The organism is Nostoc sp. (assembly GCF_036916735.1).
Lineage (GTDB): Bacteria > Cyanobacteriota > Cyanobacteriia > Cyanobacteriales > Nostocaceae > Nostoc.
This window is the reverse complement of sequence record NZ_JBALFV010000121.1, coordinates 94,707-109,454: the sequence shown is the minus strand read 5'-3', so window position 1 is coordinate 109,454 and position 14,748 is coordinate 94,707. Positions and strand designations below refer to the sequence as shown.

Genomic DNA, 14,748 nt, shown 5'->3' with positions numbered 1-14,748 from the left:
CATTTTACACTTCGCACTCGGAATTTTTGCTGATTATTAGTACATTCGTAGGGGCGTATTGCAATATGCCCCTACGATGGGATATTTTTTCGATTTAAGTTCTGCAAAATGGATGGTTCGCGTTTCTCGCCATACCATAAAGCCGTACAGTTCAGTTAAGCATTTTTTGCTTCTCTTCCTTCTCTGCGAGACGCTACGTGAATGCGTTCTTAGCGGTTCGTTAAAAAAATTCACTTTGGTAAAGAGTTAAGCTTAACTGAACCGTATTGTACTATAAAGAGGGCGATTTAATGCCTAATTCAAAGGGTTATAGTCTGAGAGTAGATGATCTAAAAGCTTACCTTCGTAATGATTTAAATATGAAGCAGATGTTCCTAACTCCTGTAATTTCTGGTAAATAAAATCACGTTCAAATGTTTCGATACGTTCTTCTAAGTTTCCATAAAGTTCCTGAAAGGTGAACTCAGTTGCTAAAGCTAAGGCAATTTGTTCTCGATTTTTGCCAATTGACCGACTGTTAAATTGATAATCACCTTGAGAATTCTGGGTTAGTAGCCCAAGGGCGATCGCTAACAGCAGGGTTTGATAAGCTAGTTTTAATTCCCTACCAGAACCAATTTCTTCTGGGATTAAATCACGAATGTTTTCGTCTGGCTCGATTTGTTCGCTCTGAGTCCGTTCGTAGCAATCTCGATAATACTCAATTTGACTGAGGAAATAAGCCGGAAAACCCAACGAACGAGTCAAAATACACAATCGCTGCTCATCTTCAGCTACCAAGGCGGTTAAACTACGACTAAAGCGACTATAAAATGCAAAAATTTGTTCTTTATCTTTTGCTCCCACCCAGAGGGTAATCTCCCGTTGAGAGGTTGGGTTTAAGTTAGTGTCAATATCTTGAATTCGCAGCAACAAATTAGCGCTATCATAAAGTTGATTCAAACGCAAATTAGCTGTATTAGCGGTCATTAAATCTGACTGCTTTAATACTTCGCCAATAGACAAATTACCCAATTGCTCGAACTGCTGCCGAGCAAAGGGCATAAGTTGGTTCTGAAATTCTTCAGCAGAAATTTTCCACGACTGAGAACGGCTAACCTGTTCTTGAGTAAACTTTTCAGTTGGTAATATAGAAAGGAAACTTTGGTAATAAGTATCAATATCCGCATCAGTTAGAACTGTAAGCCGAATTTCAGAAAACTTTGTGGTCGCTCGATCGCGTTGAGCAACCAAATTATTGTATATTTCAGAGAAATCGGACAGAGTTTGACGTAAGGTTTCAGTTCTTTGTTTAGCTGTTTTAATCAAATAATTTAACGCCTCGACACGGAGATTTTGGGCGTATAAATCGTACTCTAACTTTAATTGTTCATTATAACTGCGACGCAATTCGACGGCGGTTGCTTTAATAGTGCTTTCTAGGCGTTTAATATGTTTCTGAACCTTCTGAATGCGATCGCGAATATTAGTGCTGTACTTCAGCCAAACTATACCCAAATAAGTCAAAATTGTTACCGCAGTCCAAAGCAGATAAGTAACTAAGTTAGCCCAAAACTTTTGCAAAAATAGCCATAGTGTTGATTGGCTGAAAATTCCGGTCAGAATCAGCAAGGCTAATAAAGCACCAGTAACCAAGGTAGGATAAACGATTAGATACTGCGATCGAAAACGGTTTTCTTCTGTTAGTAGTTCATTTAAACTATCTGTGGCTTTTTCGAGTTGATTTTCAATGGCCGTTAAGTGGTTCTGAGCTACAATGATCGCAGCTTCGGCTTGTTCACGAGCGCGAGCAATCGCCATAAAGCGGATTTGTCGAGCTTGTTCGATTTCGGCATTTAATGCTTGACGATAGTCAGCAACTGCGGTTTCTAGCTGTTTCTGAGTTGTTTGTAACTCTTGCAGTTGTTCTTCAGATTTTCTTTCAACTAAACCATCTTGTAATTGTTGCTGCCGTAATTTTAAGGATAGAACTTGGTTAAGCAGCTTTTGAGTGGCTTCTCGATCAATTGTTACCTGCAATCTTGAGTCGAGAAATGCTTCAGCCGCACGCAGTTCTGTAACCAGATTCTGGGATTGCTCACCAATGGCATCTGTTTGCAGTTCCAAATACAAAAAGGTCAATATGTTTAATAGCCTAACTCCTTCATGTAAGCCTCTAGGTGTAGCATCAACATAGTGATTGATGCTGCGATCTAAGAAGTCGGTTAAGTTTCCTTGTAGTTGTTTGCAACACTTTTCCAATGTGCGCTTATACGCAAGCAACTCTTTATTTTCAAATTGCCGATAAGCACGTTGCAATTCTATGCCATATTCTTGCGCCATCCCAGGATGGATGTCGATACGCGGATTAAAATCTTGCCAAACTGGTTTACCGTTGTCTCGTTCTAATTGCAGAAAAGCATTACTGAAATCTTCGCTGAGGACAAATTCTTTGGCATCTAACAGGCATTTACGGCTTGCTTCGGGAGTGAATTCTGCCTTTGGTAAAAACTGCTCCATAATAATATCGGCAGCTAAGGCAGCACTCAAACGATTAATAGTTGTTTCTCCAGCGAAAAACAATTCTCCATAACCAAATGAACTGTAAGCGGGTATTTTCCCCCGTACTTTTTGGGTGCCAATCAATAAGCCATTGGTTTCCGGTTCCACGGTGAGAAAACCTGCCAAAGCATCAGCATAACTAGGTAAATTATCCCTTAGTCCGCCAATTCGCCCGTCCATTAGCCAGCAGTTATCAAAAGGCGGTACTTTTTGAGTACCTTTAATCACAACTCCACTGGTCATTTTGTAATCTAACTCTTTCAGGAAGGCGTAAGCAGCACCGTAATCAGCAGTTGTGACTTGGGAAAATAACCCTGGCAGTAACAACAAAGCTTCTAAGCTGTAAGGAATATCGGCAAAGTAGTTAGAAAATAGCCAACGAATCAAGCGTACTATGTCAAAAACTACTCCCTTAGCAAATTGATTGCTGACTGAGAGCATGAGATATACTTGATGGCTGCTGCTGATTTCCACTCCTTGGCGTTTCGCTGCTATCGCTTCTTTTGATTGACTAGCCGTTTTCAATAATTCAATCAGTGCAGTTTGGATCTCGCCAGTCGCTTCGCTGAACTGGGTACGAATTTTGGAGACATAAGCTTGTTTACTATGAGTTTGAGCCAGAGCAAAACTCGTGTCAGCAAACTGATCTAACTCGCCACTAAAGCCAAAAGCTTGACCATCCCAAGTTAAGGTATAAGTTTGAATTAAGCAGCTTTCGGCGGCTGGAAATTCTTGCAGTTGCCGTTTAATGGCTGCACAAAAAGCGGCACTGTGAGGATCGAGTGCAAGTAAAATAGTTGGTTTTGGCATGGGGACACTCTCAGAGTGCAAACTATGGGGCTAAATAATCACATCTAAATCTTCCAGGTAAGCTTCAATTTCCTGGATTTCCATTTCTACCTGTTCTTGAATTTGGGGATCAACCTTGCCTCCCTTTAAAACCTGATTGAGGTGATTGATGTAATTTTGCAAAGTGAATTTGGTTTTGTTTTGGTCTTCGTGAGTAATACGCTCAACTTTGTCAGCAATTTCCTTGACTAGAGGCAAGTTACTTTTGAAAGTTTTAAATGCTGACTTGCGATCGCTTCCCAAAGGCAAAACCCCGCCCTCTAATTTTTTCGCTTGTTGTGTAGAAACGAAATATTTCCTACCCTCATTAACAACCAATTTATATGGATCGGGTGCTAAAGCTAAAGCAAACCAACGCAACGCCCCACCGTCGTCTTCTGGAGGAATTAAATTGGCTAAGTTTGCCCAATTGCGATGCAGGTGCTTAAAGACTTTATTCGGATCTAGGTAAGCTGACTCCATATCCCTCATTCCGTTGAATGCAAATAAGGGAACACCAATTTCGACTCGAAATAGCATCACCTTATGGGGTTCACCTGTTGGTACGAAAGAAGGATGATTATTTCCTTTAGGCAAACGACTAGAAAGAGGCGGATCGCTAAAAATTGTGTTGTTGCTCTCTACTCCGTAGTAATAAAATTCTGTGATTACGTGCTGCTGTTGAACGGGAATTTCCGTTTCTTCATACTGCCAAAGAGGAACTGCAAGTTTGCCAAGTTGTTGCAAATCTTGCCCTGCATCTTCGGGATTACTATCTGCTAAAACCTGCTCAACAGTCATACTGGTTAGCGGATAGTAAGCTTCATTGACAAATTTTAGGATTTCGTTCTTGACATCTTCAGCTTTTTTCTCAGACCAATTCGTTAAAGTTTGAGACTGTTCTCGATACCAACGGATAAAATCTTCGCCAGTAACTTTAGGGCGTTTTGATTGCAGATTGATGCGCCCAATGGTATGAATAAAAGGATTATCGTTACTTCCTTGACGGTTAACCTCGTGATAACTCTGTTCTAAATCTCGATAAACTTTATCTAAGTTGCTATGTAAACGCTGACACTTTTCTTGGATTTGCTCTATCTTAGCCCGTAGTACACCATAGAGTTCAGCCGCTTTATCACAACGTTTCCAATGTAAATAAGTCTTCCACTTCTGGTCAGCCCTTTCTTTGTATCTCTGGCAAGCTGCTTGAATATTGTTTTTATTTGGGAACCAAGTTTCTGCGGCTTCTTTAATTTTTTCTTCTTGTGATTCTAATTTCAAAGCATTGAAACTGGATTGTGCCTCTTGTGATTTGCGCTGCACGCTTTGCTGTAATTCGTCTAATTTTTGGGAAAGGCTACTCAAAAATTCCAAAATATAAGCTAGTCCATTGGGACGATTCAGACTGCGCTCCCAGAAAGTTGCGATCGCAGCAGTTGTAGTTTGTTGTAAGCGATGAAAATTCGATCCCAATTCTTGAGCCGTTCGTTGTTCAAATTGATCTAACTGCCGTTTATAGAGTTCTTTAATGGTTGGTAAAGCAGTGCGATCGTGACGGATTTCGCCAATTCTAAATTCGGGTTTCATTTGTCCGCCGCGATCGCTTTCAGTCAACGCATTCAAGACAGTAGTAGCGTCTGCTAACTTGCAATCTTCTAAAAACCGGGCGATGTCGCTTTCTAAATCGATTGCTGGGGTAGATGCCATTAACTCATTCTTCAGCAAGCTTTGAGCATCCTCTAATTTCATCCGCTCGTATTGCTGTACTGGCAGAGTCAAGGTGGCAAAGCCAAAACTACAGTAATTTATATTGCGCCCTCGAACTTTTTCACCATTTGCCAGATAAGCGCGAATGTTATCAGCAACGTTAGCGGCGTCTAGACCGATTTGAGAACCAATTTGGATATATAAGCCATCTGCAACTAAATTTTGCAAATCGTCTGGACGACCGACTACAGTTCCATTTTTGTTAACCCCGTCAATTAAAAATACAGCATCAAAAGGAGGGCGATCGGCTTTGATTTTTCTGATACCATAATCAATCTCAATGCTATTAGATGGTGACAATCCCCAGAAGTTTTCTATTTCCTTGAGAGCGCCATAAGCATTAGACTTCACCAAGTGAGTTTGGGGAATATTGGCAAACACTCTGGGTAAAACAAATACCCCAGTAATATTAGAAAAATTATTCAGATGTTGCCGTGTTAAAAAAGCCGTATCTAAGAATGTGCCACTGCCGGTCCCACCTGCCAAACTGCCAACAATAAAAACTTCGACACCATCCCGACTGGAAACTTGAAAGTTATCTGTAAATGTTTGTTTACTAGTGCGAATTTCGCGTACAGCATTGATTGCTTGAGCAATCAATGCGTCAATATCGCTTACTTTCGCAAATAAGGCGAGCCGTCCCCGGGCCCGAATCTGTCCAGCACCATTGATCAGGGCGTTTGCTGGAATGTCCCTAGGCCACCATTCTGCGATGTGGTCGTTACGTGTTAGTGGTAATGGATTTGCGACAGAAATTGCATAAAGTTCATTAGGTTCTAAAAAAACTTTAGTGCCATCAGGTGATTTTTCTCGTTCTTGGATATTTTCAGTAGTATCAATAGAAATAAAACGAATAACTTCTGGAACTGAGCCGTAAACATCTATAAATCGCTTTTTAAGTTTAAGCACGACTTCATAACCCGTTCCTCCTAGCCCGATAACAACAGTAGGACGAAAAACAACCGTGGGACGCACAACCGTGGGACTTAACATTCACTTTCCTGTGATATTATTCAAAAGTTTGTTTGCCCACTGCTTGGCTCAGAGGGTCTTTGGTGTTCAATCCAGTTAAATCGCAGCTTAACGTTGCCAATCTGGATGATGTCCTCGTCGAAGAGTTCATCTGTATTTATATTTTTAGTATTGACAAAAATTACACCTTTCAAACACTGCAAATCTATATTTTTTTTGCCTGCCCGCCAAACTGTGACTAACTCAGCATCAGAATTTGTAGTCGCAATAGCTGGTATCAAATCACTTAGGCATACTTTACCCTTTTGTAGATGAGTAAGACTAATCTCTTCGTCTTCCGATGATTGTGGGAGTGGTTCGAGCAATACCAACGCTCCTTCTAAACGGTTGCGGTTGCGGAAATCTTCGACTAATTCCAAGGGGGTTTTGCGTTGAATCAAACAAACTACTATCAGGGCAATTAACAACACCAACAGCACTAAGAGTAATGAAATAACTATTTTCCGCCATAGTGGCATCAAAATATACAGATGAACTTCTGCACTGACAGGATTAGCAATTGAGTTATCTGGGGTTATAACTAGGGTAAAGGTGCGATCGCCTGCAAAACTGTTATCAGTAACCTGTAACTGCACAGGAATTTTAGTTTCTCCTGGTTGTAAGGATATGGCTGCTGAAGGTTCTGCCATAGAAACGTTTTTGAAATTACCTTGCAGTTGTGAGCTAGCTGTTCCAGATATATTGCTGCGAACTACCAAAGTTTGAGTTTCAGTGGTTTTGCCTGCTTCTATTGAGCCAAAATCTATCTTTGTAGGTTGTATTTGCAGTTGTGACTTAATGGTTACAGGTAGGTCAATTTTAATTGGTGCAATCGCTTGGTCTGCGCTGATCAACACCAAGCGCAAGTTATTTGCGCCCCCTTTTGCCTCTGGTGGTATCTGTAAACGCACAGGAATGACTGTTGCTTGATTAGCAGCTAAGTCAATGGTGCGATCGGGTGAAATTAAGCGAATACCACTTTGATTAGGGTCTTCCAGTTGCAAACTTACCTTACCATTGACATTACTGATGGTATTAACATTGAAGGGTTCAGTAGTTGTTCCCGGTAATACTGGTGGCAAATTGGCAGTGGGTAAATTAACATCAAGCTTGGGTGTAATCAGCACTGGTCGGATATTTTGAGCCAGTTGATTTAGCTGAACTCCTCCAGGATCTCGCAATACTTGCCCCTTACCACAAAGTGCTGGATTACTAGCAAAGTCATTTAGTTGCTTTTCATGTTCTTTTAATCCTAAAGACACAAAAAATATATAGGGCTTGCATTGTTGCTCACGTAAAAATTGGGTATTACTAGGAATATAAACAGGATTAGGAATACCACGCACATCTTCTAATCCATCTGTCATAAATACGATACTAACAGTACGACCAAGAGCGTTAGCACGTTTATTTAACAGGGCAGAATGTTCCAAAGCTTTTTGTACAGCCTTACCTGTATGAGTACGCACACCCTCAGCTTGAAGTGAGCTAATTATTTGCTTGAGTTTACCTCTGTCTGGATTAGTGTTAATAGCGATATCATTGGCATTTAGGGTGACATCTTTATCAAAACTATAAATAGTAACTGTATCGCCTAATCTGGCTGTGTTAACAAATTCGGTAATAGAATTTTTTACTGAGTCAAAAATGTTTTTTGTTCCACCAGCACCACGCATGGAAGCAGAAGTATCTACGACTAAAATCCAGTCAATTCCCCCTTTAGGAGTAGTCTGAGCAGATGCACTATATAAGTTAGGAATTGATATTAGAGCCAAAACAATAATGCTTCGGATTGAACTAAATCTTAACCAATGCTTGAAGTATCTAAAATTCATTGATAGATTTCTCCAGACATATACATTTTATTTTGGTCTTCTTCAATACTGTATATTAAAAGTCTATATTTAATTTTATTGATACTTATAAATATATTTTGATAGTATTTATGTATTTTTATATATAGGAAATTAATAATTCCTGAACTGGCATTTATAATTTGATATAATGATTCCATATTGTTCATTAATAAATGTATGATCAATCGAATATTTAGCTTTTAAAAAATATAATAATTAGATAAGATTGTAAAAACATATTTAAATATAATTAATTTGGTTATTGTCAAGATAAGAACAACATTGTAATAAGTGACAAAGCGTTAATAAAAATTGGTAATTATTTCTGCTTGCATCACATTTCTAGATGGGCTTTATATAAAAAATTGACAAATTTAAACTGGCTAATTACTTTTTCATAAATTAAAAACCTGGAATAGTGTTAATCAGCGTTTTATCAAGTTATATGTTAACTAGTATTTTAAAAAATGTCACGTTTTTTTGAGACATTCAAGTTATTAAAAGCTATCAGTTTAACTCTTGATGGAGTCAGTAAATATATACAAAATAGTTGAGATAATTGCCAAAATAATTTTATATTTCCGTTTAATTAACCTTGACAGTGACAAGATAAATTGTTAACGCTTGTAGTTATAGCAGTTGTCAAATAATTACCACAGTCAAGCAATACATCAGTACTATTATAACCTGCGGAAATGTTAGTGTATCTGCGTTTAAATTTCAACTAAATACAGCATTTCATTAATTCGTAGCGAATTCTTTGCGTGCCTCTGCGCTTACCTCTGTACCCTTTTGCGTTTAAACTTTAACCCTCAATTCACACGAATTTACACAAAGCTGTACTAAGAATCATGATCAATTAAGGTCAACAACAAGCGGCTAACTACCCGATTATCTGGTAATTGATAGAAATTCAATTCTCCTCCTAGTTTCTGGATAAGGTTTTGGCAGATTAGCAGATGTAAACCTGGCGGTTGTTCGAGGTTGGAGGGAGCAAGCACATCTTTGGGTCTATTATCATGTAACTCTGTGAGTAGCTGTGGTTCGATCGCACCGTTGTATGTAATCGACAGTTCTAGCGATGTCTGATTTTCAGTCGCTTCACTTGCAGAAGAATATTTTACATTTGAGGGTTTTGACGGATCTAAACGACGACACCAAATATCAATTCTGCCGCCGCTTTGAGAACGGTTGCAGGCATTAACCAATAGTTCATGGATTACTAACTCAATTTTGACAATATCACCAGCGATCGCCATTGCAGATTGAGCGCTGGAGATAGGAACACCTCTGGCGAGTGAAGAATTTTTTGGCGATTGTTCCTCAATTTGTTGCCCCAAACCATGTACACCAATCCACAGCTTTTGGTGTTTAAGGAAATTTTCAATACGTTCGAGCGATCGCTTTAGTAAACTGGCTATGGGCATAGTTTCCCAACTTATATTTAGCTGCCATTGCTCAAGTTTTAGCATTCCACTCATGGAGGCGGTTGTATGATCTAATTGCCGCAGCAATAGCTCGTAGCGCATCTGAGTTAGTTCATTAGCAGGAATACCCAAATCATGTATTTGTCTAAGAGATAGCGCCGTTATTCTTTGAATTTCTTCTAAGCGGCGATGTTTGTACCAGTTGAGTTGTCGTAATTCTTCTGTTGTGGATTCTAAAAGTTGGGTAATTTGCTTTTCACGACGCCACCAGGCTAATTGAGAAATCAAAGTTGCGGTCGCACTGAGGTTTTGTTCTGACCAGCGACGCTCTTGATAGTCTGCTAACAATACCACACCTGTAATTTCATAATCAGCATTAGTACGTAATGCCATCACCAAAATTTGACCTTTATTGGGAGTATTCAACCATTTTCGAGTTTTCGGGGGTAAATCATCTACGTTCAAAGTCAGGTAACTGTCTGTGGCAAGTGCCCACTGAATTAGTGCCTCAGCCTGGATAGAAATAGATGCGTCTGAAAAAAGCCCAAATAGGCTATTATCAACCACTCCAGTGATAATTTCTGCCCAATTTTCACCAGGCGACCAGGATAGCAGTACCGCTAAGGGACAACCCAGAATCGATGCTATTTGTTCGAGTGCTGTACGTTCTAAATATTTTTTCCCTACCTCGATTTTGCTATTTTGGGATTGTGTCAAGATGCGTAGGCATTGCTCAAATGCCTGGGAAGTTTTTTGCTGCTGGGTAGTGCGGTTATGTAATTGCCACTGGCGAATAATTACACCAATCTGTTGACTAACTGCCCAGAGTAATTCTTTTTCTAGAGTTGTCCAACAACGATGGGTTTCGTGAGTGATGACCAGAAGCGTTGCTGGTATATGCTCGTGAGTGCATTTAGAAATAAGTAGTGATCGCACTCCACTTTCTAATAACAAGGGACGCCAATTAAAAAAGCGTAAATCTTCATCTAAGTTCTCAATTTCCACTGCATGAGTTGAACGTTGCAAAAGCTGCTCATCTAATTCTTTGAGAGTATTAAGGGCAAATGTCAACGGTCGGCGATTATAGGGCTGATTTTGGTAAATAAATTGATAGTTATTCTGTTCAGGATCGTACTGCAACAGCAAAAATCGCGTAGCAATTAATCGAGCTAAAACTCTTTTAGCACAGCTGTCTAAAGTTTCCTGAAGGTTGTGTTCGCTATAGATACCTTGAGCAACTTGACTAGTCAGTTGGGCATCCTCCTGAATCTGTTTGATAATGCTTTCCATGCTTTCGGTAGTTGCAACCAGGGAAATTAAACCAGCAGCACCTTGGACAAAATTTTTGTCTGCCTCTGTCCAGATTCGAGGTTCATTGCTTTCTACCGCCAAAAAACCAAGCAAGTTCTTTTGCCAGATAATCGGCGCTGCTAAGAGCGATCGCACCTTCAGCCGTTGCAGCAATTTTGCGGTAAAATGACTCTTTAAAGAAGTGCGTGCATCACCAATCAAGACAATTTGATTAACTGTCAAAGCATAATAAAAGTCACTCAACTCCTGTACTGTTATTCCCGCCGCTTGCTGAGTGCTAAAATTGCGATCGATTTTGACTAGCTGATTGCTCATCCGACACCAAAAATAGCGCCCTTCCCGCTCAAACCAGTAAACATTTGTCCGGTTGGGAGAGACAAATTTATGAGTTGCTTGCACTGCTGCTTCTAGTCTTTGATTAAGGTTACTAAGGGTGCCTAAATTTTCTAGCAATTCTAATAATGGTTCGTCGGTTCGCTTGGTTTGCTTTTGCTGCTTATCTATCTCATTTTGATAAAGCACTGCCCCCAGTTCGCCTAATACCATCATTAAACGTGCTTTGGCTTCCCCTGTCACTAGGTAGCCCCAGCGTTCTGAACCCAGTAACAGCACACCTAAACAACGGTCTTTATAACGAATTGGTAAAATAATCGTTCCTTGAATGTGGAATTTTTCAGCAATTTTTCGCCATTCGGCGGCGCGGATTTCAGTTTGCAAATCAGCTATACCCAAGGGATGCTGTTCAATCACCACTTGCTCTAATAAATCCCCAGGACTGAGAACAACCCTTTGGCGTAAAAAGCTCGTGTCACGATCGGGTGTGATGCCCCCTTTGCCGAATAATATGTGATTTAGGCGATCATAAAGAGCAATCCAAATCAGTTTGTAGTCAAACTGTTCTTTAAGATAAGAAATAGTAGTTTCAATCAGAACGTCAACATCATCTTCTTCTCTAAGGCTCTGGAGGACGCGCCCCAATGAGAGGATTTGCTGTTCGGCGGCTATAGGTTTTTGCGGCTGCCCCATCTGATTTATTGGTTAACATAACTTGTAATATATAAGATGCCCAGAAAAGTACCCTGAGTAATATTGCCACGGGTGTTTGCTAAAAGTTTTAGGTAAACAGGTTCGTTGAAGTTAGATTATGGAGTGCTAGTAAATGGGTGAAACTTCCTCCAATGCTCAAGAGGAGCAAAGACAAATCTCAGAGGAAAAGCGACAGTCTGCTGAAGATAAAAGGCTTTTACAAGAGAACGAGCGAGAGTCTGCTGAAGATAGAAGGTTCTCACAAGAGAACGAGCGAGAGTCTGCTGAAGAAATGCGGGAGATTGCTGAAGAAATAAGAAATTCTGCCGAAGAAATGCGGCAGATTGCTGAAAAAGTACGACTAGGTAAAGAAGAACTCCAACAGGCTAAAGAGGAAGCACACCAAGCTAGAGAGGAACTTCAACAAGCTAAAGAGGAACTCCGACAAGCTAAACAAGAAGCGCGGCGTCTACCGAATTCGGATAGTGTTAAGGATTGAAATGGATATTTATCAACTTGCCATTCGTCCACTTTTGTTCAATCTGGCAAAAACCGATCCAGAGTGGTTGCACCAGCAGACGATTCGCAGTTTTAGCTGGCTATCGCAAACCCCTGCTAGTTGGGCAAACCAACGCTTACAAAAATCTTTATGTCTGTACGATTCACGCTTAGAACAAAATTTGTTTGGGCTAAACTTCCCAAATCCTGTAGGGTTAGCAGCTGGCTTCGACAAGGATGGAGTAGCTGCTAACATTTGGTCTAACCTGGGTTTTGGTTTTGCGGAATTAGGAACTGTAACTTTTCATGCACAGCCAGGAAATCCGCTTCCCCGCTTGTTTCGCTTGCCGTTGGATAAAGGTGCTCTTAATCGGATGGGCTTTAATAATAGCGGTGCAGCAGCAATGGCGGCACGTTTGGCACAAGAAAAACAGAAGTTAACCCAGTCAATACCCATAGGGATAAATTTGGGTAAATCTAAGGTAACTCCTCTAGAAGCAGCCGCACAGGATTATCTCGATAGTTTTCGCTTACTCAAGGATTTGGGAGACTATTTTGTTGTTAATGTCTCTTCTCCTAATACACCTGGGTTGCGATCGCTCCAAGATGCTTCTATGCTCAGTGCCATCTTGAATTTCTTACAACAAGAAAATATCTCACAAAAACCTATTTTTGTCAAGATAGCGCCAGATTTGGATTGGGTTGCGATCGCTAACATTATTTCTTTGGCTAAAACCTACCAACTCGCAGGAATTATCGCTACTAATACCACCATCCGCCGTGATGGACTCAAAACCCAGGTGATTGACCAAACAGGCAAATCACCCCAGGATGAAGCTGGCGGAATTAGCGGTGAACCATTGCGCGATCGCTCCACTGAGGTAATTCGTTTTATTTGGCAGCAAACCCAAGGACAAATCCTGATTATTGGCGTTGGTGGCATCTTTTCTGCTGAAGATGCTTGGGAGAAAATTACTGCTGGTGCTAGTTTGATCCAGATTTATACAGGCTGGATTTACGAAGGCCCACTGATGGTACGCCAGATTTTAGCAGGTTTGCTTTTCAAGCTAGAACAAAGCGGCTTAAATTCCATCAACGAAGCTGTGGGTTTAGAATTCAAAAATCAAAAGTAATTAATACTCTTGAATTTTGAATTATTTAACCTTCTTCCTCCACTGGGAAAAACTCCTTCATTTTTTCTGAGTATGACCAGGCAATACCATCAGGGTCTTTACTGCGACTCCACTCAGGAAACTCTGGATCGTTTCGCCGTTTATAAACCGTGCTGGAATAGACATTTAGCCGTTTGGCAAGTTCAGATTGAATCAGAGAACCAAAAACTAGCTGTTTGTCGAGGGATCTTTGAGCTGAATCATGGGTTAGCTGTGGTGGTGATTCGGTTTCTGGTTCTTCCTCCTGTAGGGTTGATAGTGGTGCTAAAAGCGATCGCGCAGTTTTAGTAACTGGTTGATTAGGAAGTTCTTTAACAGGCTCACTACTATCAAGAATATTGCCGAGAATGCTGGCAGTTATAAAGTAATAAGACTGCCCCGCTTCTTCGGAGTTCACTATACTAGCGCCAAATTCCGAGGCTTTACTATCCAAGTAGCGTTTCGCCGTTGTTCCAGGAAAATTGCCCCTCATTGCCAAGTCCATTGGCGTAAGTCTGCCTTGATTTTCCCGAACCAACTGATGAAAAATTGGGTTAACTCGATGAGTCCACTGTTGCCATTGATATTCCTGCCAAAGCTTGAAGCCAATTACCAGAACAATTAGCGCTAGTAAAAATCTCCAAGTGGTAACTAGGAAAATAATCAAGAACGAGATGGGCAAAAGTAGAACGAGAAAAGCCTTGCCGTTATCTTCTATGGGTTTCTCACTCATGCCGATTTTTGCCAAGTGAATTTTGGGAAATCATATTATATATCTTGGCAAAAATTGTGACACTTTTTTGTATCTTTTGGCAAATTCGCCGGCAAAAGCTTTATTTATTAGGTGTTATAGCTTATTGAACTGGAACTTATCCAAAATTAGTCTGCGATCGCACAAAAGTTTTTATTAACGAAAATAAAAGGTTTTTTGACTCAACCAAAAACTTTATAAATTAGCTTCCCAGCCCCTTGACAACTAATATTACATATACTACATTAATAATACAAGTCAATTTTACTTGATATGTGGTGGGTAGCTTAGTGGTTAGAGCGCCTAAACATCCTTGTTCTATTCCTTGCCTGAAAAGGCCGACGAATTGAGGGTTATCGCCTGCCAAGCGGGAGGTCGCGGGTTCGATTCCTGCTCCACTACACCAATTAATTTTAGATTTTAAATTCAATCCAAAATCTAAAATCCAAAATTTTTATGTGGCGGGTAGCTCAGAGGTAGAGCGCTAAACATCCTTGTTCATTCCTTGCCTGAAAAGGCCGACGAATTAGGGTTATCGAATTGGGTTCGAGAGGTCGCAGGTTCAAATCCCGCTCCGCCAC

Annotated in this window: 7 protein-coding genes and 2 tRNA genes; 4 read left to right on the top strand and 5 right to left on the bottom strand. The window is 40.4% G+C overall.

All coding sequences use genetic code 11. The features are described from left to right. Positions 1–294: 294 nt before the first annotated feature. The 4 genes from V7L20_RS29860 to V7L20_RS29845 form a co-directional block, all read right to left on the bottom strand. Positions 295–3,351 carry a hypothetical protein gene (locus V7L20_RS29860; protein ID WP_334747550.1) on the bottom strand — a complete coding sequence of 1,019 codons (3,057 nt, stop codon included), beginning with the start codon at positions 3,349–3,351 and terminating at the stop codon, positions 295–297. Positions 3,352–3,381: 30 nt separating this feature from the next. Next, positions 3,382–6,129: a tubulin-like doman-containing protein gene (locus V7L20_RS29855; RefSeq protein WP_334747549.1), complete on the bottom strand. Its 2,748-nt coding sequence runs from the start codon at positions 6,127–6,129 to the stop codon at positions 3,382–3,384. 20 nt (positions 6,130–6,149) lie between these two features. Continuing rightward, a complete protein-coding gene (locus V7L20_RS29850) occupies positions 6,150–7,922 on the bottom strand; it encodes a VWA domain-containing protein (protein WP_334747548.1) in 1,773 nt (590 codons plus the stop codon). Positions 7,923–8,845: 923 nt separating this feature from the next. Beyond that, positions 8,846–11,767 (bottom strand): sensor histidine kinase, encoded by a 2,922-nt coding sequence (locus tag V7L20_RS29845; protein ID WP_334747547.1) that lies wholly within the window; start codon positions 11,765–11,767, stop codon positions 8,846–8,848. A gap of 133 nt (positions 11,768–11,900) precedes the next feature. Here V7L20_RS29845 and V7L20_RS29840 point away from each other — a divergent pair, with 133 nt between their 5' ends. Both V7L20_RS29840 and V7L20_RS29835 read left to right on the top strand, forming a co-directional pair. After that, entirely contained in the window at positions 11,901–12,266 is a 366-nt protein-coding gene (locus V7L20_RS29840; protein ID WP_334747546.1) for a hypothetical protein, read from the top strand. Position 12,267: 1 nt separating this feature from the next. Further along, entirely contained in the window at positions 12,268–13,398 is a 1,131-nt protein-coding gene (locus tag V7L20_RS29835; protein ID WP_334747545.1) for a quinone-dependent dihydroorotate dehydrogenase, read from the top strand. Between the two features lie 25 nt (positions 13,399–13,423). Here the strand turns inward: V7L20_RS29835 and V7L20_RS29830 are convergent, their stop codons facing one another. Next, positions 13,424–14,149: a hypothetical protein gene (locus tag V7L20_RS29830; RefSeq protein ID WP_334747544.1), complete on the bottom strand. Its 726-nt coding sequence runs from the start codon at positions 14,147–14,149 to the stop codon at positions 13,424–13,426. Positions 14,150–14,442: 293 nt separating this feature from the next. Between V7L20_RS29830 and V7L20_RS29825 the strand changes: the two genes are divergently transcribed. Both V7L20_RS29825 and V7L20_RS29820 read left to right on the top strand, forming a co-directional pair. Further along, positions 14,443–14,573 (top strand) — tRNA-OTHER (locus tag V7L20_RS29825). A 53-nt stretch (positions 14,574–14,626) separates the two neighbouring features. Further along, a tRNA-OTHER gene (locus V7L20_RS29820) sits at positions 14,627–14,748 on the top strand.